Origin of the sequence: Salmonella sp. SAL00670 (genome assembly GCF_046552235.1) — a bacterium.
Classification (GTDB): Bacteria; Pseudomonadota; Gammaproteobacteria; order Enterobacterales; family Enterobacteriaceae; genus Salmonella; species Salmonella enterica.
Map to the genome: position 1 here is coordinate 25939 of NZ_JBGDUO010000006.1, position 25801 is coordinate 51739.

At 51.2% G+C, this 25801-nt stretch carries 23 protein-coding genes; 12 read left to right on the plus strand and 11 right to left on the minus strand.

The features are described 5' to 3' along the window. Positions 1 to 41 precede the first annotated feature (41 nt). The 5 genes from ACLJRS_RS18220 (at position 42) to yfaE (ending at position 5875) form a co-directional block, all read left to right on the plus strand. Positions 42 to 926 (plus strand): GntR family transcriptional regulator, encoded by an 885-nt coding sequence (locus ACLJRS_RS18220; RefSeq protein ID WP_000944714.1) that lies wholly within the window; start codon positions 42 to 44, stop codon positions 924 to 926. Positions 927 to 1008: 82 nt separating this feature from the next. Next, positions 1009 to 1737, plus strand: a complete 729-nt coding sequence (gene ubiG, locus ACLJRS_RS18225; protein WP_001091009.1) for a bifunctional 2-polyprenyl-6-hydroxyphenol methylase/3-demethylubiquinol 3-O-methyltransferase UbiG — start codon at positions 1009 to 1011, stop codon at positions 1735 to 1737. 355 nt (positions 1738 to 2092) lie between these two features. After that, on the plus strand, positions 2093 to 4378 hold the full coding sequence (gene nrdA, locus ACLJRS_RS18230; protein WP_001076499.1) for a class 1a ribonucleoside-diphosphate reductase subunit alpha: 2286 nt from the start codon (positions 2093 to 2095) through the stop codon (positions 4376 to 4378). A gap of 112 nt (positions 4379 to 4490) precedes the next feature. Next, the gene (nrdB, locus tag ACLJRS_RS18235) at positions 4491 to 5621 is read left to right on the plus strand and encodes a class Ia ribonucleoside-diphosphate reductase subunit beta (protein WP_000332026.1); all 1131 of its coding nucleotides are present in this window, start codon (positions 4491 to 4493) and stop codon (positions 5619 to 5621) included. Then, positions 5621 to 5875, plus strand: a complete 255-nt coding sequence (yfaE, locus tag ACLJRS_RS18240; RefSeq protein WP_000533921.1) for a ferredoxin-like diferric-tyrosyl radical cofactor maintenance protein YfaE — start codon at positions 5621 to 5623, stop codon at positions 5873 to 5875. Before nrdB ends, yfaE begins: the two co-directional genes overlap by 1 nt. 1 nt (position 5876) lies before the next feature. Here the strand turns inward: yfaE and ACLJRS_RS18245 are convergent, their stop codons facing one another. After that, complete coding sequence (locus ACLJRS_RS18245) at positions 5877 to 7067, minus strand: MFS transporter (protein ID WP_000660245.1); 1191 nt, start codon at positions 7065 to 7067, stop codon at positions 5877 to 5879. 161 nt (positions 7068 to 7228) lie between these two features. Here ACLJRS_RS18245 and ACLJRS_RS18250 point away from each other — a divergent pair, with 161 nt between their 5' ends. Continuing rightward, positions 7229 to 8107, plus strand: coding sequence for a LysR family transcriptional regulator (locus tag ACLJRS_RS18250; protein ID WP_000176719.1), 879 nt, complete (start codon positions 7229 to 7231; stop codon positions 8105 to 8107). A 114-nt stretch (positions 8108 to 8221) separates the two neighbouring features. Here the strand turns inward: ACLJRS_RS18250 and glpQ are convergent, their stop codons facing one another. Together glpQ and glpT are read right to left on the minus strand one after the other, a co-directional pair. Then, positions 8222 to 9292, minus strand: a complete 1071-nt coding sequence (glpQ, locus tag ACLJRS_RS18255; protein ID WP_000858952.1) for a glycerophosphodiester phosphodiesterase — start codon at positions 9290 to 9292, stop codon at positions 8222 to 8224. A 4-nt stretch (positions 9293 to 9296) separates the two neighbouring features. After that, positions 9297 to 10655, minus strand: coding sequence for a glycerol-3-phosphate transporter (gene glpT / locus ACLJRS_RS18260; RefSeq protein WP_000948739.1), 1359 nt, complete (start codon positions 10653 to 10655; stop codon positions 9297 to 9299). A 272-nt stretch (positions 10656 to 10927) separates the two neighbouring features. On the opposite strand from glpT, the gene glpA reads away from it, so the two are divergent. From glpA to sseL, 4 genes are all read left to right on the plus strand, one after another. Then, complete coding sequence (glpA, locus tag ACLJRS_RS18265) at positions 10928 to 12556, plus strand: anaerobic glycerol-3-phosphate dehydrogenase subunit A (RefSeq protein ID WP_000857295.1); 1629 nt, start codon at positions 10928 to 10930, stop codon at positions 12554 to 12556. Then, complete coding sequence (gene glpB / locus ACLJRS_RS18270) at positions 12546 to 13805, plus strand: glycerol-3-phosphate dehydrogenase subunit GlpB (RefSeq protein WP_000667146.1); 1260 nt, start codon at positions 12546 to 12548, stop codon at positions 13803 to 13805. The genes glpA and glpB overlap by 11 nt, the downstream gene beginning before the upstream one ends. Next, positions 13802 to 14992 (plus strand): anaerobic glycerol-3-phosphate dehydrogenase subunit GlpC, encoded by a 1191-nt coding sequence (gene glpC / locus ACLJRS_RS18275; RefSeq protein ID WP_001285723.1) that lies wholly within the window; start codon positions 13802 to 13804, stop codon positions 14990 to 14992. Before glpB ends, glpC begins: the two co-directional genes overlap by 4 nt. 425 nt (positions 14993 to 15417) lie before the next feature. After that, a complete protein-coding gene (gene sseL, locus ACLJRS_RS18280; RefSeq protein WP_001017739.1) occupies positions 15418 to 16440 on the plus strand; it encodes an SPI-2 type III secretion system effector deubiquitinase SseL in 1023 nt (340 codons plus the stop codon). Between the two features lie 109 nt (positions 16441 to 16549). Here sseL and ACLJRS_RS18285 read toward each other — a convergent pair whose 3' ends face one another. The 7 genes from ACLJRS_RS18285 to ACLJRS_RS18315 form a co-directional block, all read right to left on the minus strand. Beyond that, the gene (locus tag ACLJRS_RS18285; protein WP_001112763.1) at positions 16550 to 16726 is read right to left on the minus strand and encodes a hypothetical protein; all 177 of its coding nucleotides are present in this window, start codon (positions 16724 to 16726) and stop codon (positions 16550 to 16552) included. Positions 16727 to 16731: 5 nt separating this feature from the next. Next, a complete protein-coding gene (yfaU, locus tag ACLJRS_RS18290) occupies positions 16732 to 17535 on the minus strand; it encodes a 2-keto-3-deoxy-L-rhamnonate aldolase (protein WP_000992943.1) in 804 nt (267 codons plus the stop codon). Between the two features lie 25 nt (positions 17536 to 17560). Then, the gene (locus tag ACLJRS_RS18295) at positions 17561 to 18850 is read right to left on the minus strand and encodes an MFS transporter (RefSeq protein WP_000028931.1); all 1290 of its coding nucleotides are present in this window, start codon (positions 18848 to 18850) and stop codon (positions 17561 to 17563) included. Positions 18851 to 18905: 55 nt separating this feature from the next. Next, entirely contained in the window at positions 18906 to 20111 is a 1206-nt protein-coding gene (gene rhmD, locus ACLJRS_RS18300; RefSeq protein ID WP_001530644.1) for an L-rhamnonate dehydratase, read from the minus strand. 13 nt (positions 20112 to 20124) lie between these two features. Then, on the minus strand, positions 20125 to 20907 hold the full coding sequence (locus tag ACLJRS_RS18305; RefSeq protein ID WP_000894173.1) for an IclR family transcriptional regulator: 783 nt from the start codon (positions 20905 to 20907) through the stop codon (positions 20125 to 20127). 249 nt (positions 20908 to 21156) lie between these two features. Next, complete coding sequence (locus ACLJRS_RS18310; RefSeq protein WP_000935689.1) at positions 21157 to 22353, minus strand: nicotinamide mononucleotide deamidase-related protein YfaY; 1197 nt, start codon at positions 22351 to 22353, stop codon at positions 21157 to 21159. Between the two features lie 114 nt (positions 22354 to 22467). Beyond that, positions 22468 to 23010 carry a YfaZ family protein gene (locus ACLJRS_RS18315; protein ID WP_001670658.1) on the minus strand — a complete coding sequence of 181 codons (543 nt, stop codon included), beginning with the start codon at positions 23008 to 23010 and terminating at the stop codon, positions 22468 to 22470. A 278-nt stretch (positions 23011 to 23288) separates the two neighbouring features. Between ACLJRS_RS18315 and nudI the strand changes: the two genes are divergently transcribed. Next, a complete protein-coding gene (gene nudI / locus ACLJRS_RS18320; RefSeq protein ID WP_001249902.1) occupies positions 23289 to 23714 on the plus strand; it encodes a nucleoside triphosphatase NudI in 426 nt (141 codons plus the stop codon). Positions 23715 to 23758: 44 nt separating this feature from the next. Here the strand turns inward: nudI and pmrG are convergent, their stop codons facing one another. Further along, positions 23759 to 24364, minus strand: a complete 606-nt coding sequence (gene pmrG, locus ACLJRS_RS18325) for a lipopolysaccharide core heptose(II)-phosphate phosphatase PmrG (protein ID WP_000879258.1) — start codon at positions 24362 to 24364, stop codon at positions 23759 to 23761. Between the two features lie 297 nt (positions 24365 to 24661). Here pmrG and arnB point away from each other — a divergent pair, with 297 nt between their 5' ends. After that, positions 24662 to 25801 carry a UDP-4-amino-4-deoxy-L-arabinose aminotransferase gene (arnB, locus tag ACLJRS_RS18330; protein WP_001279284.1) on the plus strand — a complete coding sequence of 380 codons (1140 nt, stop codon included), beginning with the start codon at positions 24662 to 24664 and terminating at the stop codon, positions 25799 to 25801.

The window sequence follows — 25801 nt, forward strand, 5'->3', positions numbered from 1 at the left end:
ACCTTTTATGATTCAATGAATAAGGGTATTGACCGGAATCGATGTTACGTAAAAAACAATACAATTCAAAAGCTAATGTGTCATATCTGATATATCAGCAAGCAAACTTAATGAAATATACAATAACAACAATAAAGTATGTAAATTTTCTTATATCTGATATATTAGATCCGTTAATTTTGAATAAATTAATTACAATGGAGCCGGGTTTAACCATGGAGGAGAAGAAAATGAAAAATAGATTAAAGCGTGACTTTAGTCACATATCAATTGAAATACCCAAATCCATCACCCAGGTGATTAAAGAGAAAATAAGGGAGATGATTATCCATGGCGATTTCGATCTTGGGCAAGCGATCAGTGAAAATGAACTATCAAATATTCTGATGGTAAGTAAAACACCAATTCGTGAAGCTTTTATTTGGCTGAGCTATAATGAAAACTTAGTCAACATCATTCCCCGCAGTGGGACATTTGTTTTTTCTGTCACCGACGAGGATATCAATGATCTCATCAAAATGAGGGTTATCCTTGAACAGGGCGCAATTCGTGAAGCGATGGAGAAAAATGCTAACAATGTCATAGTCGAATTAAGCAATATTTTATCGAAGTCAGCAAAAATTAATGCAGAGCGAGATACGCAAGCTTACCTCAAACTGGATCATGATTTTCATTATGTTTTTGTGAAATATGCCGATAATAAATACATTTCACAAGCACACCTGTTGATCTCAGCACGTTTATTGGCAATTCGCTACAGACTGGATTTTACCGCTGAATATATCACCAGCTCTAACCGTGGACATGCCACTATTTTGGATATGTTAAAAAACAACAACGTCGAGGGCGTCTGTAATTTTATCACGCACCACATCGGTAGCGGTTTTACAGAACGCGCAAGAAAACTTCTTGCGCTGAAAGCGTAATAAAGACGGCAGTAGATATAACGCAGCGACTTTGCACCTGCTATACTGCCCCGATAGATCAATAGCGGAATCTCATGTACTCATGAACACTGAAAAACCGTCGGTAGCTCACAACGTTGACCATAATGAAATCGCCAAATTCGAAGCCGTCGCGTCGCGCTGGTGGGATCTGGAGGGCGAATTCAAGCCATTGCATCGTATCAACCCCCTACGCCTTGGCTACATTACTGAGCGCTCAGGCGGCCTGTTTGGTAAAAAGGTGCTCGACGTCGGCTGCGGCGGCGGTATTCTGGCGGAGAGCATGGCGCGCGAAGGCGCAACCGTCACCGGGCTGGATATGGGCTTTGAGCCTTTGCAGGTCGCCAAACTGCATGCGCTGGAAAGCGGCATCGAGGTAGAGTACGTGCAGGAGACGGTTGAGGAACATGCGGCAAAACACGCCCAGCAATACGACGTCGTCACCTGTATGGAAATGCTGGAGCACGTTCCCGATCCGCAATCGGTCGTCCACGCCTGCGCCCAACTGGTTAAACCCGGCGGCGAGGTGTTCTTCTCAACGTTGAACCGCAATGGGAAATCCTGGCTGATGGCGGTCGTCGGCGCTGAGTATATTCTGCGCATGGTGCCAAAAGGCACGCACGACGTGAAGAAATTCATTAAGCCTGCTGAACTGTTAAGCTGGGTAGATGAAACCGTCCTGAAAGAGCAACATATCACCGGGCTGCACTACAACCCGATAACCAATACTTTCAAACTCGGTCCCGGAGTAGACGTTAACTACATGTTGCATACCCGCGCTAAAAAAGCCTGACATCAAAGAATTTTCCTATAAGGGTTGCGTTAGATCATCGGGCGCAACCTTTCTCTTCGATGAAGAAATCAGCATTCGATCAAATTTTGATTTTTTTTTATGAATTGTTGACATCCTCTCCAGGCCTTATCAGACGCGCATTTAGCGATTCTTACTCTTTTACAACCGCAATTTAACGCCAAAATCAACTCTTGTACTCAAAAGAATCCCTACTAGAATACTCACCATATAGCGTTTCACTTATCGATTACCCCCTATATATAGTATTTATCCACAGAGTTAGTCACAACGTGGCGTTGTGGATAAGCGGGGGGATATTTTTCTTTCACGGACAGGTAAACAGGTAGAAAACCACATGAATCAGAGTCTGCTGGTGACAAAGCGTGACGGCCGTACTGAGCGCATCAATCTCGACAAAATTCATCGCGTGCTTGATTGGGCGGCAGAAGGACTGAATAACGTATCGGTTTCTCAGGTCGAGCTACGCTCGCATATTCAGTTTTATGATGGGATTAAGACCTCCGATATCCATGAAACTATCATTAAGGCCGCCGCAGACCTGATCTCTCGCGATGCGCCGGATTATCAATACCTGGCTGCGCGTCTGGCGATTTTCCACCTGCGTAAGAAAGCCTTCGGCCAGTTTGAGCCGCCCGCACTTTACCACCATGTGGTAAAAATGGTTGAGCTTGGCAAATACGACAATCATCTGCTGGAAGACTACACGGAAGAAGAGTTCAAGCAGATGGATTCGTTTATCGTTCACGATCGCGATATGACCTTCTCCTACGCTGCCGTTAAGCAGCTGGAAGGCAAATACCTGGTCCAGAACCGCGTGACCGGCGAAATCTATGAAAGCGCACAGTTCCTCTACATTCTGGTAGCGGCATGCCTGTTCTCTAACTACCCGCGTGAAACCCGTCTGAGCTACGTGAAGCGCTTCTACGATGCGGTTTCCACCTTCAAAATTTCGCTGCCGACGCCGATTATGTCCGGCGTGCGTACCCCAACCCGTCAGTTCAGCTCCTGCGTACTAATCGAGTGCGGCGACAGCCTGGACTCCATCAACGCCACCTCCAGCGCGATTGTGAAATACGTTTCCCAGCGCGCCGGTATCGGCATCAACGCAGGACGCATTCGTGCGCTGGGTAGCCCGATTCGCGGCGGTGAAGCCTTCCACACCGGCTGCATCCCGTTCTACAAGCACTTCCAGACGGCGGTGAAATCCTGTTCGCAGGGCGGCGTGCGCGGCGGCGCGGCAACCCTCTTCTACCCAATGTGGCATCTGGAAGTGGAAAGCCTGCTGGTGCTGAAAAACAACCGCGGCGTGGAAGGTAACCGCGTACGTCACATGGACTACGGCGTACAGATCAACAAACTGATGTATACCCGCCTGCTGAAGGGCGGCGACATTACGCTGTTCAGTCCGTCCGATGTACCCGGGCTATACGATGCGTTCTTCGCCGACCAGGACGAATTCGAACGCCTGTACGTGAAATATGAAAACGACGACAGCATCCGCAAACAGCGTGTGAAAGCGGTCGAACTGTTCTCGCTGATGATGCAGGAACGCGCCTCTACCGGTCGTATCTATATCCAGAACGTTGACCACTGCAATACTCACAGTCCGTTCGATCCGGTTGTCGCCCCGGTACGCCAGTCTAACCTGTGTCTGGAGATTGCCCTGCCGACCAAACCGCTGAACGATGTCAACGATGAAAACGGCGAAATTGCGTTGTGTACGCTGTCTGCATTCAACCTGGGCGCCATTAAAACTCTGGACGAGCTGGAAGAACTGGCTATTCTGGCAGTACGCGCTTTGGATGCTCTGCTCGATTATCAGGATTACCCGATTCCGGCTGCCAAACGCGGCGCAATGGGTCGTCGTACGCTGGGCATTGGCGTGATTAACTTCGCCTACTGGCTGGCGAAAAACGGTAAGCGTTATTCCGACGGCAGCGCCAATAATCTGACGCATAAAACCTTCGAAGCCATTCAGTACTATCTGCTTAAAGCGTCCAACGAACTGGCGAAAGAGCAAGGCGCCTGCCCATGGTTCAACGAAACCACCTATGCAAAAGGCATTTTGCCGATCGACACCTACAAAAAAGATCTGGATGCGATCGTCAACGAACCGCTGCACTACGACTGGGAACAGCTGCGTGAGTCGATCAAAACCCACGGTCTGCGTAACTCCACGCTATCGGCGCTAATGCCGTCGGAAACGTCATCCCAGATCTCCAACGCCACCAACGGTATCGAACCACCGCGCGGCTACGTCAGCATCAAGGCCTCGAAAGACGGTATTTTGCGTCAGGTCGTGCCGGATTATGAGCATCTGAAAGACGCTTACGAACTGTTGTGGGAGATGCCGAACAACGACGGTTATCTGCAACTGGTGGGTATCATGCAGAAGTTTATCGATCAGTCGATTTCCGCCAATACCAACTACGATCCGTCACGTTTCCCGTCAGGAAAAGTGCCGATGCAGCAACTGCTGAAAGATTTGCTCACCGCGTATAAGTTTGGCGTGAAAACTCTGTACTATCAAAATACCCGCGACGGCGCGGAAGATGCGCAGGACGATTTGGCGCCTTCTATTCAGGACGATGGCTGCGAAAGCGGCGCTTGTAAGATCTGATGAATAGTGCCGGGTAGCGCTATGCTTACCCGGCCTACGATTGTACGGTTTGTAGGCCGGATAAGGCGCTTGCGCCGCCATCCGGCGCTCATCCCATAAAGGATTCACTTCAATGGCATACACCACTTTTTCACAGACGAAAAACGATCAGCTCAAGGAACCCATGTTCTTTGGCCAGCCGGTCAACGTTGCACGCTATGACCAGCAGAAATATGACATCTTCGAAAAACTGATCGAAAAACAGCTCTCTTTCTTCTGGCGTCCGGAAGAGGTCGACGTCTCCCGCGATCGTATCGATTATCAGGCGTTGCCGGAGCACGAAAAACATATCTTCATCAGCAACCTCAAATACCAGACGCTGCTGGATTCCATTCAGGGACGTAGCCCGAACGTCGCCCTGCTGCCGCTCATTTCCATCCCGGAGCTGGAGACGTGGGTAGAGACCTGGGCGTTTTCTGAGACGATTCACTCACGATCCTACACCCACATTATTCGTAACATCGTCAACGATCCGGCTGTCGTTTTTGACGATATCGTGACCAATGAGCAAATTCAGAAGCGCGCCGAAGGTATCTCCGCCTACTACGACGAACTTATTGAGATGACCAGTTACTGGCACCTGCTCGGTGAAGGCACCCATACCGTTAATGGCAAAACGGTTGTCGTGAATCTGCGTGAGCTGAAGAAAAAACTGTATCTGTGCCTGATGAGCGTGAACGCGCTGGAAGCCATCCGCTTCTACGTCAGCTTCGCCTGCTCTTTCGCATTTGCCGAGCGTGAACTGATGGAAGGCAACGCCAAAATTATCCGTCTGATCGCCCGTGACGAAGCTCTGCATCTGACCGGCACGCAACATATGCTGAACCTGTTGCGTAGCGGCGTGGACGACCCGGAGATGGCGGAAATCGCCGAAGAGTGTAAACAGGAATGTTATGACCTGTTCGTGCAGGCGGCGCAGCAGGAAAAAGAGTGGGCAGACTATCTGTTCCGCGACGGTTCGATGATCGGCCTGAATAAAGATATCCTGTGTCAATACGTTGAATATATTACTAATATTCGTATGCAGGCGGTAGGACTAGATCTGCCGTTCCAGACCCGCTCCAACCCAATCCCGTGGATCAATACCTGGCTGGTGTCCGATAACGTTCAGGTCGCTCCACAGGAAGTAGAAGTTAGCTCTTATCTGGTCGGACAAATCGATTCGGAAGTCGATACCGACGATCTGAGTAATTTCCAGCTCTGATGGGACGCGTCACGCTGCGTATCACTGGCACACAGCTGCTGTGCCAGGATGAACACCCTTCTCTGCTGGCCGCGCTGGAATCGCATAACGTTGAGGTGGAGTATCAGTGCCGCGAAGGTTATTGCGGCTCCTGTCGTACCCGGCTGGTTGCCGGTCAGGTTGACTGGATTACGGAACCTTTAGCGTTTATCCAGCCGGGAGAGATTTTGCCCTGCTGCTGCAGGGCAAAAGGCGATATCGAAATCGAGATGTAACTCAGTGCAACTCGCTGGTGGAAACCAAAGGCATCACGCCACGTTTTTTCATCTGCACGGCATACAGTGCGCCAGCGAGTACCACCAGCACCGCGCCAGCGACATAAATCATACGATAGCCAACCGACTCAACCATCATTCCCATGATAAAGGCGCCAATCGCCATTCCGGCGTCCATCGCGTTAAAGAACAGTGAATTCGCCACGCCGATTTTATGCGGTTCAACCGAGCTGATAATTTGCGTCTGGAAAACCGGCGTGACCGAACCGTAGCCGATACCGATGAGACCGCCGGAAATAATCATTATGATGCTGCCATTGGTGTAGCCCAGCGCCACCAGACCGATGGTAAAAGCCAACAGGCATGGGAAAACAACATATTTCGGCCCTTTTTTATCACAAATATTCCCGGTGAAGGTACGGCATATCATCAGGAAAATCGCGTAGCACAGCAGGAAATTACTGGCCGCCGCCATTAAATCCAGCTCACGCGCATACAGCGCCAGGAAAGCCGATACGCCGGCATAGGAGAAAGTCATAAAAAAGGTGACCAGCGCAAAAGGCAAGGCGGCGCGGTCAAACATCGCGGCAAAACCCAGATTCGGTTTCGAACCATCGGCATGACGAATTACCGGAGGGACCGTCACAATCAGGGAAAGTACAATCCCTAACGCCGCTACAGCGGAACAAAGCCAGAATGCGGCAGTGAACGCGTTCCAGCGGGCCATATTCAAACCGATCCACGGTCCGACGACCATCGCCAGGCCCATCGCTAAAGAGAAAAAGCTGATGCCCTCTCCACGTCGGGAGGCCGGAATTAACCGCGCTGAAATAGTTCCTTTTACCGTGGTAATAACACCAAACGTAATCCCATGAAGTACGCGGATAAAGAGCAGCGACTCGATAGAATGGCAAACCGGATACAGCGCGGTAATCACCAAAAAAGCCAGAGAAGAGAGCACCAGAATCTTTTTATTCGAATATTTTCCCACCCACTGTCCGGCAAACGGCCGAATAACAATTGCCGCGGCCAGGAAACATGTCACTAGCAATCCTGCCTTATCTGCAGAAGCATGCAGGCGGTCAGCGATATAAATGGGTAATAAGGTTAGCAGTACATAAAAAACAAAAAAGATAATAAAACTTACTATGGTGATAGCCCAAAAATCCTTCGTCCATAATTTTTCTTTCATTCTTAACGACCCGCTCAGATGGCGCACGCAGGCAACGCTCAGCTCAACTGAACACCTATCAGGTGCGTCAAAATGTGATGTATTCGATAGAATCACAGTATAAACAAGTGCACTCTATTAGAAAAATTAATCGTTTTAATTATATTGATTAGGTTTTACTAATGACACTAACCCAAATCCACGCCCTGCTTGCCGTACTGGAGTACGGCGGATTTACCGAAGCCAGCAAACGGCTATACATGACGCAATCCGCCGTCAGCCAGGCCATCTCCGCGCTTGAGGAGGAGCTCGGCGTTGACATATTGATTCGTGAGCGTCGTAAAGAGATTGAGCTTACCGCCGCCGGTAGCCGCATCGTCAGGCACTTACGCGCGATCCAGCGCGACGTCAACGCGGTAAAAGAGATTGCCGAACAAGAAAAAAAGAACCCGGCCCGTACGCTACGGATTGGCTGTTTTCCCAGCGCCTGCGCCTGCATTTTACCCGGCGTCATTCGCTATTTTGAAAGCCATCATCCAAATGTAAAAATTATCCCTTATGAAGAGAACAGTACGGCTATTATTGATTCGCTGCAGGACGGAAGTATTGATGCCGGTTTCGTTCCTTTTCCGGTCAACGGTATGTATTGCGTCCCCATTTACCGGGATAAATTCACCGTAGTGGTGCCTGAAAATCATCCCCTGGCGGCCAATAGTACGGTAACGGTCGAAGAACTGATGGACGAACCACTTATTGTCAGTAAAGGTCGTTATGAATTAAGCATTATGGCGTTGTTTAAAGAAAAGGGTATTGAGCCGATATTTAAATATGAATTTAACCATCCCGATACTGCGCTGAATTTTATTCGCCAGGGATTAGGTATCGCCTTATTGCCAGAATTAACCTTAAAAGCCACGACAGGAAAATTATGCTCCGTGGCGCTGGAACCCACCTTTTATCGACAAATTTCCCTGTTAGCAAAAGAACCGCCGGTAGAAGGAAGTCCGTTATTTTTATTACAAAAATGTATGGAAACACTGACCGATGAGGGGTTGCTATAAAACAACCCCGCCTATGGCATTGCGTTTACCAGACTTACGCTGGCAAACGTTGCGCCAGGCCGGATGAGGCGTTTATGCCCTCATCCGGCGCGTCACTTCGACTATGGCAAACCTTTAGTCATTTTTTTGCAGGAACATAACCGCCTTATCCGGGAAGTCAGTGAACAGCCCGTCGACGCCCGCCTTGTTATACAGGATGTCGTACAACTGATTGACGTCTGTGGCATAGTCCGGCAATTGATCGGCACGCACAGTGTAAGGATGCACTACCATCTTATTCTGATGCGCGTCTTGCACCATTCCAGTCAGCTTGATATTCCCTTTCGTTGAGCCTTCCGCGACCAGCATATGGTAATCCGGACCAATACCGTCCGCATATTCCGCCACCTGCTTCATAGCGCCCGGCTTAAACATCCAGTCGTAGTTGTAATTTACCCAACGACCGTCCGGCTGTTTCTGCTGTGTTTCATTCCAGTCGGTATACGCAATAAGTTGAACCAGATTGAGATCCATCCCCATTTTGGGTTCCAGTTCATTCTTAATACGTTTCAGCTCAGCGACATCAAAACACTGCAAATAGACATTGTCCTGCTTGCCGGTGTAACCATACTTCTTCAGCACTTCCAGCGTTTTCGCGGCAATATCTTTCCCTTCCTGATGATGGAACCACGGCGCTTTAATTTCCGGATAAATACCGATATTTTTACCGGTAGAGTGATTTAATCCCTGAACGAATTCAATTTCCTCTTCAAAGGTATGAATGCGGAAATCAGATTTTCCCATCGGGAAACGGCCCGGATAAGTTTGTACTTTTTTGCCGTTTTCAATATCAAACCCTTCGGTAAACTTCAGGGATTTAATTTCATCCAGCGTAAAATCGATAGCGTAATAGCGCCCATCTTTACGCGCCCGGTCCGGAAAACGGTCAGCGACGTCAGTCACCCGGTCAAGGTAGTGGTCATGGAGGACGACCAGATGGTCGTCCTTTGTCATCACTAAATCCTGTTCCAGATAATCTGCCCCTTGCGCATACGCCATCGCTTTCGCCGGTAGCGTATGCTCCGGCAGATAACCGCTGGCGCCACGGTGGGCGATAACGACTTTTTCAGCCGCCACGGCGCCGCTTCCGATGGTCATTCCTGCCAACATTAACGCCACGCTAAGGTTTTTCAGTGTGGTTTTCATGTTATTAGCCTCCGTTGCGTTTTAACTGCAGCTCATCATGATGGCGTTTTTCACCAATCATCACGACCACCAGCAGGATTACCGCCAGAATGCTGCCGCCAATCATCACCATAAAGCCGCCATCCCAACCGAAGAAGTCAACGGTATAACCCACAATGGCGCTTGCAGCGACAGAACCGCCCAGGTAACCAAACAGACCGGTAAAGCCCGCCGCCGTACCCGCCGCTTTTTTCGGCGCCAGTTCCAGCGCGTGCAGACCGATCAACATTACCGGGCCGTAGATCAGGAAGCCGATGATAATCATACAAGCCATATCAACGTTCGGGTTCCCTGCCGGGTTCATCCAGTAAACGATGGTCGCGATAGTCACCAGGGTCATAAAGAACACGCCGGTCGCGCCACGGTTGCCGCGGAAGACTTTATCCGACATCCAGCCACACAGCAGCGTGCCCGGAATACCCGCGTATTCATACAGGAAGTAGGCCCAGGAGGATTTATCCAGTGCGAAATGCTTCACTTCTTTCAGGTAGGTCGGCGACCAGTCGAGAATACCGTAGCGCAGCAGATAAACAAACACGTTGGCGATAGCGATGTACCACAACAGTTTGTTTGGCAGTACGTACTGCATGAAGATCTGCTTCGCAGTCAGCTCTTCTTCCGCTTTTTCGTTGTAGTCGTCCGGATAGTCGTTTTTATACTCTTCGATAGGCGGCAGACCGCAGGATTGCGGCGTATCGCGCATCATTGCGAAAGCGAACAGCGCCACCACAATCGCGCCAAAGGCTGGCATATAGAGCGCCGCTTTCCAGTCGTTAAACCAAGCCATCCCCAGCAGGAACAGCAGTGGCGGGATCCCGCCGCCGACGTTATGCGCGCAGTTCCAGACCGACACAATGCCGCCGCGTTCTTTCTGCGACCACCAGTGAACCATCGTACGACCGCACGGCGGCCACCCCATCCCCTGGAACCAGCCGCAAAGGAACAACAGTACAAACATCACGGCGATGCTGGATGTCGCCCACGGCACAAAGCCCATAAACAACATGACTGCTGCGGCCAGAATCAACCCTGCCGGCAGAAAAACGCGCGGATTCGAGCGATCGGACACCGAACCCATTATAAATTTCGAAAAACCATAAGCGATGGAAATCCCGGACAGCGCAAAGCCCAGATCGCCGCGTGAAAAACCCTGTTCTACCAGGTAGGGCATCGCGAGGGCAAAGTTCTTGCGCACCAGATAATACGCGGCATAGCCAAAGAATATCCCCAGGAAAATCTGCCAGCGTAATCGGCGATAGGTCGGATCAATCTCCGCCGCTGGCAAGCGCGCTTTATGCGGCGCTGGTTTAAAAATACTCAACATATTGTAGCCTCCGTGGCCCATATTTTATTTAGAGGTAAACACCGCAGTTCGTTCAAACAACCCCGCTGCTCCCAGTGTGGCCGCGATGTTAAGTAAAGATACGTCACGTTAATGTGAATTACAGCACATATTGTTACAGATTTATGACTAATGTTCAGAAAGGCGCACGAAATCACGTTTCATTTTCGAATAGTGAGCGATTATGCGCGAAATCAAACATTCCATATGATTTGTATGGCTAAATGATAAAAAACGAACTGTGAGGAAAAACAATGAAAACTCGCGACTCGCAAACAAGTGACGTGATTATCATTGGCGGTGGAGCAACAGGCGCAGGGATCGCCCGCGACTGCGCGCTGCGAGGTTTACGTGTCATTCTGGTGGAGCGGCATGATATAGCGACCGGCGCGACCGGGCGTAACCACGGGCTGCTGCACAGCGGCGCTCGTTATGCGGTTACCGACGCGGAATCCGCGCGCGAGTGCATTAGTGAAAACCAGATTTTAAAACGGATCGCCCGCCATTGCGTCGAACCGACGGATGGTCTGTTTATTACGTTGCCGGAAGATGATCTTGCGTTTCAGGCCACCTTTATTCGCGCCTGTGAAGCGGCAGGCATTCGCGCTGAAGCCATCGATCCGCAGCAGGCTCGCATCATCGAACCTTCCGTTAACCCTGCGCTCATCGGTGCGGTAAAAGTGCCGGATGGCACCGTGGACCCTTTCCGCCTTACCGCCGCCAATATGCTGGATGCCAGAGAACATGGCGCAATCGTGTTAACGGCGCATGAAGTGACCGGGCTCATTCGTGAAGGCGCAACGGTCTGCGGCGTCCATGTGCGCAACCATCTCACTGGCGAAACCCAGACGCTTCACGCGCCGGTGGTGGTCAATGCGGCAGGTATCTGGGGGCAACGGATCGCCGAATACGCCGACCTGAGTATTCGCATGTTCCCGGCGAAAGGCTCGCTGTTGATCATGGACCATCGGATCAACCAGCATGTCATTAACCGCTGCCGGAAACCATCGGATGCCGACATTCTGGTACCTGGCGATACGATTTCACTGATCGGCACCACCTCTACCCATATTGATTACAATGAGATAGACAGCAACCGCGTCACCGCAGATGAAGTCGATATCCTGCTGCGTGAAGGGGAAAAACTGGCCCCTGTCATGGCGAAGACGCGTATTCTGCGCGCGTATTCCGGCGTCCGCCCGCTGGTGGCCAGCGATGACGATCCCAGCGGTCGTAACGTCAGCCGCGGTATTGTGTTGTTCGACCACGCCGAACGCGACGGGCTTGAAGGCTTCATTACCATTACCGGCGGGAAGCTAATGACTTACCGCCTGATGGCGGAATGGGCGACCGACGCCGTGTGCCGCAAGTTGGGCAATACTCGCCCCTGCATCACGGCGGATACGCCGTTGCCTGGCTCAAAAGAGTCTACGGAACATACGCTGAAACGCATTATCTCGCTTCCCGCGCCGCTACGCGGATCGGCGGTTTATCGGCATGGCGATCGCACGCCGGGGTGGCTGAGTGAAGGCCGCCAACACCGTAGCCTGGTCTGTGAATGCGAGGCCGTCACGGCGGGGGAAGTGCAGTATGCCGTCGAAAACTTAACCGTGAACAGCCTGCTGGATCTGCGCCGTCGCACCCGCGTAGGGATGGGCACTTGCCAGGGCGAGCTATGCGCCTGCCGCGCGGCCGGGCTATTGCAGCGTTTTAATGTGACGACCGCGGCGCAATCTATTACGCAACTCTCTGAATTTCTGAATGAGCGCTGGAAAGGCGTACAACCTGTCGCCTGGGGAGACGCGCTGCGCGAAAGCGAATTCACGCGCTGGGTTTATCAGGGATTATGCGGTCTGGAGAAGGAGCACCAGGATGAAATTTGATACGGTTATTATGGGCGGCGGTCTCGCCGGTTTGCTATGCGGACTGCAACTCCAGCAGCATGGATTACGCTGCGCCATCGTCACCCGCGGACAAAGCGCGCTGCATTTTTCCTCCGGCTCGCTGGATCTACTCAGCGCCCTGCCCGACGGCCAACCGGTGACTGACATTACCGCCGGGCTTGATGCGCTGTGCCGCCAGGCGCCTGAACATCCTTATTCGCGTTTAGGCGCGCAAAAAGTCCTTACGCTGGCGCAACAGGCGCAAACGCTACTTAACGCCAGCGGCGCGCAGTTATACGGTGACGTACAGCAGGCGCACCAGCGTGTCACGCCGCTTGGCACATTGCGTTCAACCTGGCTTAGCTCGCCGGAAGTACCGGTCTGGCCGTTATCCGCACAGCGAATTTGCGTCGTCGGCGTTAGCGGATTACTGGATTTCCAGGCGCACCTTGCGGCAGCGTCGCTGCGCCAACGCGACCTCAACGTGGAAACCGCAGAAATCGACCTTCCGGAACTGGACGTACTGCGTGATAACCCGACGGAATTTCGCGCGGTCAATATTGCGCGTCTGCTTGATAACGAAGAAAAATGGCCACTGCTGTACGACGCGCTGTCGCCAATAGCGACAAACTGCGACATGATCATCATGCCCGCCTGTTTCGGGCTGGCGAACGATACGCTGTGGCGCTGGCTTAACGAACGTCTGCCCTGCGCGCTCACGCTGCTGCCGACGCTGCCGCCATCGGTGCTCGGTATTCGTCTGCACAATCAGCTCCAGCGCCAGTTTGTCCGTCAGGGCGGCATCTGGATGCCGGGCGATGAAGTGAAGAAAGTCACCTGCCGTCGCGGTACCGTGAGCGAAATATGGACCCGCAACCATGCCGATATCCCACTGCGCCCGCGTTTTGCCGTACTTGCCAGCGGTAGCTTCTTTAGTAGCGGTCTGGTTGCCGAGCGCGAAGGGATCCGCGAACCTATTTTAGGGCTCGACGTACAGCAAACGGCCACCCGCGCCGAATGGTATCAACAACATTTCTTCGACCCACAGCCCTGGCAGCAGTTTGGCGTCGTGACGGATGACGCCTTCCGCCCCTCCCTTGCGGGCAACACGGTAGAAAATCTGTATGCAATAGGTTCTGTGCTGGCGGGATTCGATCCTATAGCTGAGGGATGCGGCGGCGGTGTCTGCGCAGTCAGCGCCCTCCAGGCCGCGCACCATATCGCTGAGCGTGCAGGAGAACAGCAATGAGCGACACACGTTTTGAAAGTTGTATTAAATGTACGGTGTGCACCACCGCGTGCCCGGTCAGCCGCGTTAATCCTGGCTACCCTGGCCCTAAACAGGCCGGACCGGATGGCGAGCGCCTGCGTCTGAAAGACGGCGCACTGTATGATGAGGCGCTGAAATATTGCATTAACTGCAAACGGTGTGAGGTCGCCTGTCCGTCGGACGTGAAGATTGGCGATATCATCCAGCGCGCCCGCGCGAAATACGATACGACGCGCCCGTCATTGCGTAATTTTATTCTCAGCCATACCGATCTGATGGGCAGCGTTTCAACGCCGTTCGCGCCGGTGGTCAATACCGCCACCGCATTAAAGCCAGTGCGCCAGTTGCTTGATTACGCGCTCAAAATCGATCATCGCCGCACCTTACCAAAATACTCTTTCGGCACCTTCCGCCGCTGGTATCGTAGCGTGGCGGCGCAGCAGGCTAAATACAAAGATCAGGTCGCCTTTTTCCATGGCTGTTTTGTGAATTACAACCATCCGCAGCTCGGAAAAGATCTGATTAAGGTGCTGAACGCAATGGGTACTGGCGTACAGTTACTGAGTAAAGAGAAGTGTTGCGGCGTACCGCTGATCGCTAACGGTTTTACGGATAAAGCTCGCAAACAGGCTATCAGCAATGTGGAGTCGCTACGCGAGGCGATTGCCGTCAAAGGTATTCCGGTCATCGCCACGTCATCCACCTGTACGTTTGCGTTGCGCGATGAATATCCTGAAGTGCTGGACGTGGACAACGCCGGGCTGCGCGAACATATCGAGCTGGCCACCCGCTGGCTATGGCGCAAACTGGATGCCGGGAAAACGCTGCCGCTTAATCCTTTACCGCTGAAAGTGGTCTACCATACGCCGTGTCATATGGAAAAAATGGGCTGGACGCTTTACACGCTTGAACTGTTGCGGCAAATTCCGGGGCTTGAATTGACGGTACTTGATTCACAGTGCTGCGGCATTGCCGGTACGTATGGATTTAAAAAGGAAAACTATCCGACATCACAGTCCATCGGCGCGCCACTGTTCCGCCAGATTGAAGAGAGCGGCGCCGACATTATCGTCACCGATTGTGAAACCTGTAAGTGGCAAATTGAGATGTCTACAAGCAAACGCTGCGAACACCCCATTACGCTACTGGCCCAGGCGCTCGGCTAAGTAAATAGCGCCGGAGCCCCTCCGGCGCTATTACCCTACTCACCAGGGACGATTTTCCATCAGACATATACCCTTCATACTTCAAGTTGCTTATGTGTTGGCTACGGATTATTTTGGGTATAAACGCGGATGTCTCTTTGCAATAACCTGCCCTATTTGGTTAACCATGACCGCTAACCCACGGTGGCATGACAGATAACGACGTTACTGTTTATAGAGCAATATCTCTTGTATCGCCGCGTTACCAGCCTCCTTTAAAGAGGGGGATAACTGAATATCTCCAATAATAATTGAGTGTTATGTGAATAATAATAAAATCAGGTCTATGCCTGATTTAATATATCTCCCACTAACAATAATATTTTTACAAATAATTATACATGACATCATATTCGTTACTTTCACCTACCAGGAAACAGAGCAAAATGAATATATGTGTAAATTCACTTTACCGATTGAGCACACCGCAATTTCACAGTTTATATTCAGAAGATGTGAGCGATGAGGCGCTTGCGTTGTTGATTGGCGAAGTAGAGAACGGTAATCAGAATTGTATTGATCTGTTATGCAATCTTGCGTTACGCAACGATGACCTGGGACATAAAGTTGAGAAATTACTTTTTGATCTCTTTAGCGGAAAAAGATCGGGATCACCAGATATAGACAAAAAAATCAATCAGGCTTGCCTTGTATTACATCAAATCGCCAATAACGATATAACAAAAAATAATACTGAGTGGAAAAAGCTACATGCCCCTTCCAGATTACTTTATATGGCCGGTTCAGCGACAACCGACCTTTCTAAAAAAATAGGAATAGCACATAAAATTATGGGCGACCAGTTCGCTCAGACAGATCAAGAACAGGTAGGAGTTGAAAATCTTTGGTGTAGTGCGCGAATGTTGTCGTCAGATGAGCTGGCAGCTGCAACGCAAGGTCTGGTTCAAGAATCACCTTTTCTCTCGGTAAACTATCCTATTGGGCTGATTCATCCTACCACCAAAGAAAATATATTAAGCACTCAGCTACTTGAAAAGATTGCTCAATCAGGATTATCTCACAATGAAGTCTTCCTGGTAAATACAGGAGATCACTGGCTTCTCTGTTTATTTTATAAACTTGCAGAAAAAATAAAATGCCTTATATTTAATACTTATTATGATTTAAATGAAAATACTAAGCAAGAGATTATAGAAGCAGCAAAAATTGCAGGCATATCAGAAAGCGATGAGGTTAATTTTATTGAAATGAATTTACAGAACAATGTACCCAACGGCTGTGGTCTATTTTGTTACCATACAATTCAACTCTTATCGAATGCCGGACAAAACGATCCTGTTACCACACTACGAGAATTTGCGGAAAAATTCTTAACGCTTTCAGTAGAAGAACAAGCACTATTTAACACCCAAACCCGGCGGCAAATATATGAATACAGTCTCCAGTAATGGTGAGTACTTAGAGCCTATCCCATTAGGCTCTTATCCTGAAATGATGCTCTGCGAAGAATTTATAAGTATATAAGGGTGGGAAGGCCAGGCCTTCCCACTAAAAGTTCTATGCCGTCAATGATTCAACCACGTCTATCCAGCCATGCTCGCTGGTAATGTCCTCGCCATTAAGCCAACGGCGCAGCATATTTAGCGCCATCACCGCACAAACCTCCTGACGTATTGCCAGACTATACCGATAGGCGCTAAAACGCATGCGTAAGGCATACGTGCCATCCGGCATTTTTCTCAATAACTACGTTTTGCCGTGCTTACTGACTGAACAGATTTAAACATCGCCAACCTGCTGTCCAGCGCCTCGGTGTAGAGCATCGTATCTACCCCGACCGCGACAAAATTCGCGCCCCACGCCAGACATTTCTGCGCCATTGCCGGATCGACCGCCAAAAAACCCGCCGCTTTTCCGGCGGCGCGAATACGATAAATACACGATTCAATGATTCGCTGCACTTCCGGGTGTCCGGCATTATCGGGGTAACCCAATGAAGCAGAGAGATCTGCCGGACCGATAAAGACGCCATCAATGCCTTCAACCTCCAGAATCGCGTCAAGGTTTTCCAGCGCCACTTTGCTTTCAACCTGCACCAACAGGCAGAGCGACTCATTGGCCTGTGCCATATAGTTGTCGATTCTCCCCCAGCGAGCCGCACGCGCCACGCTCGCGCCAACGCCTCGTTGCCCCAACGGCGGGTATCGGGTAGCGGAAACGACCTGGCGCGCCTGTTCTGCGGTGTCAACCATCGGGATCAGTAGCGTTTGCGCCCCGATGTCCAGTACCTGTTTAATGAGCGCTTTACTTCCCTCGATCGGGCGAATCACCGGCTGGCTGGCGTATGGGGCGATGGCCTGTAACTGATGATACAAGTCCTGCACCGTATTAGGCGCGTGCTCGCCATCTATTAACAACCAGTCATAACCCGACGTCGCCGCAATCTCCGCCATATAAGAGGTGGTTGAACTGAGCCACAAACCAATTTGCGTATCCCCTTTACGTAATCCTTCTTTAAAAGGATTTGATAACAATGCGTTCATAGCGATCCTTACAACGTAGATAAGATTAATGATGCGCAGCGCCAGATTGCGCCACCGGACGATTAACGCTCAGCGTGAAGATAATTAATGAGCCAATGATGGCGACTCCGGCCAGCGTCAGCAGGCCCGCCGCATCGCTGGCAAACAACGTTTCCGCTTTTACGCGCAGAATTGGGGCAATAAAACCGCCCACAGCGCCAAACAGATTAACGAAACCAATTCCTGCCGCCAGAGCCGTACCGGAAAGTAGCTGCGTTGGCATGGTCCAGAATACGGGCTGAACGGCAATAAATCCTACTGCTGCAACACAGAGCGCCAGAATAGCGAGCACCGGAGAAACCAGACCTGACAGGCCAATGCCAATGCCCGCAGCCAGTAGCGTCACTGCCGCAACGTTACGGCGATCGCCGGTACGGTCGGAGTAGCGAGGAATAAGCCATGTGCCAAGCAAAGCCGCCACCCAGGGAACCGCTGTTACCACCGAAGCGGTAAAGCCCACTTTAGTGCCCAATAGCGCGGCAACCTGGGTCGGCAGGAAAAAGATGAGTCCGTATACCGCCACCTGAATCGTCAGATAAATAATAGCCAGTTGCCAGACGCGTCCATTACGCAGCGCATCCGCAAGCCTTGACGTGACCTTTTTCTCTTCTTCGCTCGCCAGTTGCCTGATAAGCGCGTTCTTTTCTTCCAGGCTAAGAAAACGCGCCTGCTGCGGAGTGTCATCAAGCCAGAAAAAGGTGAATATCCCTGCGCCAATCGCCAGTAGGCCTTCGATAACGAACATCCAGAACCATCCCGGGTGCCCCATAAAACCATGCATCTCCAGCAGAGCGCCGGAGAGCGGCGAACCCAACGTTAACGCCAGCGGCGCGCCCATATAAAATAGCCCCATAATGCTGGCACGGTTACGCTGCGGGAACCATTGTGAAGTTAGATAGATCATGCCGGGGAAAAATCCAGCCTCCGCCGCGCCCAATAGCGTGCGGATTATCAGAAATTTTGCTTCACTATCCGCCCAGGCCATCGCAGCAGAGAGAAAGCCCCACAGCAGGGTAGTCGTGCCGATCCAGGTTCTTGCGCCAAATTTGCGCATCAGCAGGTTAGCCGGTACGCCAAGGAAAGCGTAAACCACAAAGAAAATACCGGCCCCTAGCGCGTAGGCTTCATTACTTAGCCCGGTATCTATCTGATAGGTCTCTTTGGCAAAACCAATATTTGAACGATCCAGAAACGCCAGTACATACAGCGCCAACATAAAAGGAATTAAACGTGCGCGGTTTTTCTTCACTACGCCGTCAAGTAAAGTGATGCTCATAGCAATATCCTCAACAGGATGAGGGCGTTGCCGTACAAAGGCAACGCACGAGTTATTAGTGGCTATAAGGGCGTTTCAAGTGACAGTCACGGTTAAGCTCGACGCCGAAGCCCGGCTTATCCAACACTGATTTATGGATGCGTCCATTCACCGGCACCGGCTCATCCAGGAGAATCGGGTCAAATTGCGGACGCAGAGTGGAGCAGTCCGGGCTGGTCATCAGGAACTCGCTGAAAGGGGTATTAGTGAAAGTAATAACTGCATGGTGCGAATAGACAGACGAACCGTGCGGCACCACCAGTTGCCCGCGCGATTTGGCAAGCGCGGCGATCTCAACCAGCGTGGTTAATCCGCCGCACCAGCCAACATCCGGCTGCATAATATCAATGCCGGTTTCTGCCAGAGTGCGGAAGGATTGCAGCGTACCATGGTGTTCGCCGCTGGTAACCATCATCCCTGCAGGCGCGTTGCGTTTTAATTCGCGATAGCCTTCATACTGCTGCGGCGGCAGACACTCTTCAATCCATTTGAGATTAAATGGCGCACAGGCGTGAGCCAGTTTAGTCGCATAGTTCACATCCTGACTCATCCAGCAGTCGAGCATCAGCCAGAAATCCGGCCCGCACTTTTCACGCATATCCGCCACCATCGCGGCATCTTTACGGATCCCCGCATCACCATCGTGCGGTCCCCAGTGAGTCGGCATTTTACCGCCGATAAAGCCCATTTCTTTAGCCAGATCCGGGCGTGCGCCGGTGGCGTAAAACTGAATTTCATCGCGCACCGCTCCGCCCAGCAATTTATAAACCGGCAGCCCAACCACCTTGCCAAACAAATCCCACAACGCCAGATCCACACAGGAAATCGTGTTCATCACCAGACCGCCGGAACCGGAGTAGTACATGGTCGCGCCGAGCATCTGATCGTGAATAAGTTTGATATCGCTTACGCATTTGCCTTCAATAAACCGGTTAAGATGTTTTTCTACGATAAAACAGCCCATCTCCCCTGCTGTCGAAACGGCGAACCCCGTCTGCCCATTTTCCGCCTCTACTTCGACAATCAGCGTCCCTAACACGTTGATCCCAAAAGACTGACGAGACTGCTCATAGTCGCGATATTTGCTCATGGGAGTGGCGATATGGTCATCAATCCAGTGATTTCCTCCCTGGTCGTGATAATCCCCGCCGCCAGCCCCTTTCTCTGCGGTAGCGCCCCCAATAAACCAGGCTCGAACGTGTTTAATTTTAGGAAGAGTCATAATATTCTCCATTTTAAGATGCGAGTGAGTCGAAGGGACTTTTCCATCCCAACAGGCGTGAAATATCTTTGGCACAGGCAATAGCTTTACCGGCCAAATAATCTAGATTCTCTTCGTTGATTTGCAGGCGCGTGCCGACCACTGAAATTGCCGCGGTCAGTTCGTTTCTGGCATTAAATACCGGTGCGGCAACGCAGCGGACATCCGGATAATCCTCCCCGTTATCAAAGCTCCATCCTCGCTGGCGAATGCGTTCCAGCTCATCATTCAATTGTTGCGGCTCGGTGATGGTGGTCAGCGTGGCTCGCTCCCATACCATTTTTTCAATAATGGCTTTGCGTACGGCGGCCGGCTGCCATGCCAGCAGGCATTTGCCGATGCCGGAACGATAAAGAGAGAGGCTTTTCCCCTCATGCGAGCGCACGCTGATAGTGGATGAGGATTCCACTTTCAGTATGTAATACGCATTTTCGTGGTCGATGATCCCCAAGTGACACAGCAGCCCGGTTTCATCCATCAGTTGTGTTAGACGAGGACGCGCCAGCTCCCGCAGATCCATCTTGCTGAGCGCATGACCCGACAATTCAACGAGCTTAGTCCACAGGCAGTAGTTCTCCTGATGATCGAGGCTAATAAATCGCTGACGTTTTAATTCATTCAACAGCAGGTACGCGGTGCTTTTTGGAATACGCAACGTTTCAATAATGATTGCCGCGCTGCATGGGCCAATACGCGCGATCAAATTGAGGATGTCGATTGCGCGAGTAAGAGCCGGGACTTTACTTGATTCCAACATATTGGACTCCAGTCTGAGACACTGGAATCAGTGTGAAAGGTCAGCAGGGAAAAAATTGTGAAGCGCGTCAAAGCTTATCCGCCTTCCAACGGAGTGGAAGGGTTAACCATATAAATGTGAATTAACGCACGTATTACTTTGTATTCAGTACAATTGGCTGGACAAAAAAGCAGATGATATTGCCGGATAATGGCATAGCGGCCTTATCCGGCTCACGATGTCGTTCCCATCGCAGATAAGAGAAAGGGATTATGATGTCAATGATTCAACCACGTCTATCCAGCCATGCTCGCTGATAATGTCCTCGCCATTAAGCCAGCGGCGCAGCATATTTAGCGCCATCATCGCGCAGACCTCCTGACGTATTGCCAGACTATACCGATTGGCGCTAAAACGCACGCGTAAGGCATACGTGCCATCCGGCGTCGCCAGCGCGAAATTAAGATGTTCGTTTTCCAGCCCCGACACGGCCAGCGCCAGACCGGCATAATGATTGCTGCGTCGTTCTGTCGTCCAGTGCGCCGTTTGCGCCAGCGTCTCTTCCTGAGAAGGAACGACTTCGCTGGCAAGAACAGGCGCCCCGGCGCGGGAAAGCTGTAGTGCCAGTAAGCCGCTGGTGTATTGCTCGCTCAACGTCAGACTCAACTGCCTTTCCTGCAGGCGGCGGGCTATTTGCGCCGGCAGATTTTCCGTACCTTCAAAAATCAGACTCTGCCCGGCAACCCGTTTGACCTCTGGCCATAACGCCAGCATCGCCTCCCGTTGCGTCGCCGGGCCGGTCAATTTCAGTTCAATGATCGGCATTGATGAGCGATACCCCATCGTCACGCCGGGCGGCAACGGCAGTGAATCGAGACGCTGCGCGAGGTCACTTTCTGAACGTCCAAAAGTCGTTAACCGCAGGCAAAGCGGCGGCTCCGGCAGCGAAAAACGCGCGCGTAACCGCGGTAAGATTTCCTTCTCCACCATAACCTTAAATTCCGACGGTACGCCGGGGGTGAAAAACATCAGGCAGCGGTTGAGCTGTAGCGCAAATCCACAGGCAGTGCCGACCGGATTATTAATAAACTCCGCGCTGGCAGGCAGTTCCGCCTGTTTACGGTTGCTCGGCGCCATCACGCGACCACGCTGCTGAAAGTAACGTTCCATTTCGGTCAGCCACGCCTGGTGCAGTACTAATCCTTCGCCTTTTGCCGTTGCCGCGGCGAGCGCGCTTAAATCATCGCTGGTCGGCCCTAACCCGCCATTAACAATCAAAACATCAGCATGTTGACTGCGTTCACGCAAGATAGCGACCAGACTGTCCAGATTATCGCCTACCGTATTTCGCCGTGATAACGGAACGCCCTGATGAAAGAAAAAATCAGCCAGCCAGGCGGCATTGGTGTCAACGATTTGTCCGTGCAACACCTCATCCCCGGTGGATAGCATTTCCACATTTAGCATTGTGTTCTCCTGCTCTTATGATGAAAACACTATAACGCAAAGAGGAATAGGACGTGGAAAGAAGAATGACGGGAAAAGGAGGAATATGGCGCGACGATTGCCGCGCCGTTAGCATCAAAAGCTGGCGTTTACGCCAACATAAGGGCCGTCAGCAATCGCATTATCGCGGTTGCCGTCTTTACCCGCCAGGTTCAGGTAACGATAACCGGCTTCAATGCTCAGCGGGCGCATAATGGTGAAACGCGCGCCTGCATTCGCTTCTTCATAACTGTCGATACCGCTGGACAGCGAATCTGGTGAATAATAATACTCGCCAAACAGACGGAAGCTGTTGCCGATTTTCCATTGTAGCCCACCGCCGACAGCCGCCGCATAGCCTTCATCGCTGTCTTTCGGATTGGTATAAATACCTTTACCGCCTACCGTCGCCAGCAGCGGTCCCACCGGAATGTTCAGCCCCAGACCCACGCCCGCAGCATCGCCATCATCATCGTTGTGCATCCAGTTGCCGCTTAGCGCCAGTCCCGTCGATTCCGTACCAAAACCCACGCCAATGTTGGTGTAATCTTCGCCCGCCTGGCCGCTAATACTGATGGCCTGCGCCGATGCAGAAACGAACAGCATTCCGGCAAAACCTAATAATATGCTTTTTTTCATTTTTACCCTTTCCAGCAAGCACATAAAGAAAAACTCCCCAAAACGGCAGAATTGTACTGCCAGACGCTGAGGAATCAATGCACTAAGAAACCATTCCAAAAACATATTGTAACGAAATACTACTTTCGCCATGACGCATCATTGCGCCATCACATGGCGACGCCTGCATCAACAAAATTAACAAAAAACGCAGTCTGCGTTATCGCTTCCATTTTTCACAAAGAATTTCGCAGAATGATTTGTTAAGCTGATGGCCTGGTGGTTTAAGGAAGCGACTTATGCGTCAACGAACTATAGTTTGCCCATTAATTCAAAATGATGGCTGTTATCTGCTGTGCAAAATGGCCGACAACCGCGGCGTCTTTCCCGGTCAGTGGGCGCTGTCGGGCGGCGGGGTCGAGCCAGGCGAACGCATTGAAGAGGCGCTGCGTCGGGAGATTCGGGAGGAACTCGGCGAACAACTGATTCTGAGCGATATTACGCCGTGGACCTTCCGCGACGATATCCGCGTTAAAACCTACGCTGATGGCAGACAAGAAGAGATTTATATGATTTATCTCATCTTCGACTGTGTTTCCGCTAACCGCGATATATGTATTAACGACGAATTTCAGGACTACGCCTGGGTCAAGCCAGAAGAACTGGCGCTGTATGATTTGAATGTAGCGACACGCCACACATTAGCATTGAAAGGGTTATTATAATGACGACAGCCGCTTCAGGCTGTCTTTACGCTTTTAACATGCGGCTAGCCGGGAACAAATTCACCATCTAAAAAGAGTTTTCCGTTTTCCGCATGCATAACGAGCGCATTAAGATAGTCCGGATCAAACTTTACGCCGCGCTTATTTTTTGCAATATACGTCAAACAATGATTATGGGTAAAAATGACTATATTTTTATTCTGCGACTTTTTCAGTAACGTATTGATTGAAGCATAAATACCGCTGCCGCAATCCATCATTTTTTTATCCACCGTAAGCGACCTGCCCGCAGAAAACCAGGTTGCCGACTGGATGGTGCGCACCGTATTACTGGAATAGAGATTGTAATTTTGTATATCGGCACTGAAGGCTTTACCCAGCGCTCTGGCATCTTGCGCACCGTTGACCGTAATCCCCGTGCTGTCTGACAGGCAGGTATTATCGGAACGATCGCACCGCTCGGCATGGCGGAATAACACGACTACCGGATGCTGCTTCGCCAGCGCCGCCAGCGCTTTACCGTTAATCTGCGGTAGACCGTTACCACTCCAGGCATGTTGTGAGGTCAACCCGGCGATAATAACCAACGCCCCCGCCAGAGTCGCGAGATAGCGTTTGTTTTTAATAAAGCGTAGGGTAAATGCCAGCACATTAACCTCTCAGGCAGACAGTGCAGCTAACTTAATAGCAATACGATTAAAATGAAATTCCGCAACGGAAGACCAGGCCAGAAACATAAAAACAGCTTTTGGCATGCATAAAATGCCTTAAACTTTCGGCGAAAGCAAAGCATAATTCCGTTAAAAATTATCTTTTTACTTCACCTTAATTTCTTAATGTTAATTTAATATTCATCCAGTAGGGTTCAGCTAAATGCGTTAAAAAATAAGCCCTTTTCTATTGCCGAAATATTTGAAAAGCGGCTTTCAATGGCTGAAGGAAAAATGATGTCGGACTTTTTGCCTTTCTCCCGTCCGGCGATGGGCGCGGAAGAGCTTGCTGCCGTTAAGACCGTACTGGACTCAGGTTGGATAACAACCGGCCCGAAAAATCAGGAACTGGAAGCGGCGTTTTGTCGGCTAACTGGCAATCAATATGCCGTTGCCGTCAGTTCAGCCACTGCCGGTATGCACATCGCGTTGATGGCGCTGGGCATTGGTGAAGGCGACGAGGTCATTACACCGTCAATGACGTGGGTTTCTACGCTAAATATGATCGTTTTACTCGGCGCGAACCCCGTCATGGTCGATGTCGATCGCGATACGCTGATGGTCACGCCTGAACATATCGAAGCCGCGATTACGCCACAAACCAAAGCAATTATCCCCGTCCACTACGCTGGCGCGCCCGCCGATCTGGACGCTATTTACGCTCTTGGCGAGCGTTATGGCATTCCAGTGATTGAAGACGCGGCGCACGCGACAGGAACCAGCTACAAAGGTCGCCACATTGGCGCCCGGGGCACCGCGATTTTCTCCTTCCACGCCATTAAGAACATTACCTGCGCTGAAGGCGGTATCGTCGTCACGGATAACCCGCAATTCGCCGATAAACTGCGCAGTCTCAAGTTTCACGGGCTTGGCGTTGATGCCTGGGATCGACAGAGCGGGGGACGCGCGCCACAAGCGGAAGTCCTGGCGCCGGGCTACAAATATAATTTGCCCGACCTCAACGCCGCTATCGCGCTTGCTCAGTTACAGAAACTGGATGCGCTTAACGCTCGCCGCGCCGCCATCGCAGCGCAGTACCACCAGGCAATGGCAGACCTGCCTTTTCAGCCTCTGAGCCTTCCGTCGTGGGAACATATTCACGCCTGGCATTTATTCATTATCCGGGTCGATGAAGCCCGCTGCGGTATTACCCGGGATGCTCTGATGGCATCGCTGAAAACGAAAGGCATCGGCACAGGGCTGCATTTCCGCGCCGCGCATACGCAAAAATATTATCGCGAACGTTTCCCAACGCTCACGCTGCCTGACACCGAGTGGAACAGCGAGCGGATCTGCTCACTGCCGCTCTTCCCGGACATGACCGAGAGTGACTTTGATCGAGTCATTACCGCCCTTCATCAGATAGCAGGACAATAA

Coding starts and splice junctions, on each gene's coding strand:
- ACLJRS_RS18220 (WP_000944714.1), top strand. CDS start 42: ATGTTACGTAAAAAACAATACAATTCAAAAGCTAATGTGTCATATCTG.
- ubiG (WP_001091009.1), top strand. CDS start 1,009: ATGAACACTGAAAAACCGTCGGTAGCTCACAACGTTGACCATAATGAA.
- nrdA (WP_001076499.1), top strand. CDS start 2,093: ATGAATCAGAGTCTGCTGGTGACAAAGCGTGACGGCCGTACTGAGCGC.
- nrdB (WP_000332026.1), top strand. CDS start 4,491: ATGGCATACACCACTTTTTCACAGACGAAAAACGATCAGCTCAAGGAA.
- yfaE (WP_000533921.1), top strand. CDS start 5,621: ATGGGACGCGTCACGCTGCGTATCACTGGCACACAGCTGCTGTGCCAG.
- ACLJRS_RS18245 (WP_000660245.1), bottom strand. CDS start 7,067: ATGAAAGAAAAATTATGGACGAAGGATTTTTGGGCTATCACCATAGTA.
- ACLJRS_RS18250 (WP_000176719.1), top strand. CDS start 7,229: ATGACACTAACCCAAATCCACGCCCTGCTTGCCGTACTGGAGTACGGC.
- glpQ (WP_000858952.1), bottom strand. CDS start 9,292: ATGAAAACCACACTGAAAAACCTTAGCGTGGCGTTAATGTTGGCAGGA.
- glpT (WP_000948739.1), bottom strand. CDS start 10,655: ATGTTGAGTATTTTTAAACCAGCGCCGCATAAAGCGCGCTTGCCAGCG.
- glpA (WP_000857295.1), top strand. CDS start 10,928: ATGAAAACTCGCGACTCGCAAACAAGTGACGTGATTATCATTGGCGGT.
- glpB (WP_000667146.1), top strand. CDS start 12,546: ATGAAATTTGATACGGTTATTATGGGCGGCGGTCTCGCCGGTTTGCTA.
- glpC (WP_001285723.1), top strand. CDS start 13,802: ATGAGCGACACACGTTTTGAAAGTTGTATTAAATGTACGGTGTGCACC.
- sseL (WP_001017739.1), top strand. CDS start 15,418: ATGAATATATGTGTAAATTCACTTTACCGATTGAGCACACCGCAATTT.
- ACLJRS_RS18285 (WP_001112763.1), bottom strand. CDS start 16,726: ATGCCGGATGGCACGTATGCCTTACGCATGCGTTTTAGCGCCTATCGG.
- yfaU (WP_000992943.1), bottom strand. CDS start 17,535: ATGAACGCATTGTTATCAAATCCTTTTAAAGAAGGATTACGTAAAGGG.
- ACLJRS_RS18295 (WP_000028931.1), bottom strand. CDS start 18,850: ATGAGCATCACTTTACTTGACGGCGTAGTGAAGAAAAACCGCGCACGT.
- rhmD (WP_001530644.1), bottom strand. CDS start 20,111: ATGACTCTTCCTAAAATTAAACACGTTCGAGCCTGGTTTATTGGGGGC.
- ACLJRS_RS18305 (WP_000894173.1), bottom strand. CDS start 20,907: ATGTTGGAATCAAGTAAAGTCCCGGCTCTTACTCGCGCAATCGACATC.
- ACLJRS_RS18310 (WP_000935689.1), bottom strand. CDS start 22,353: ATGCTAAATGTGGAAATGCTATCCACCGGGGATGAGGTGTTGCACGGA.
- ACLJRS_RS18315 (WP_001670658.1), bottom strand. CDS start 23,010: ATGAAAAAAAGCATATTATTAGGTTTTGCCGGAATGCTGTTCGTTTCT.
- nudI (WP_001249902.1), top strand. CDS start 23,289: ATGCGTCAACGAACTATAGTTTGCCCATTAATTCAAAATGATGGCTGT.
- arnB (WP_001279284.1), top strand. CDS start 24,662: ATGTCGGACTTTTTGCCTTTCTCCCGTCCGGCGATGGGCGCGGAAGAG.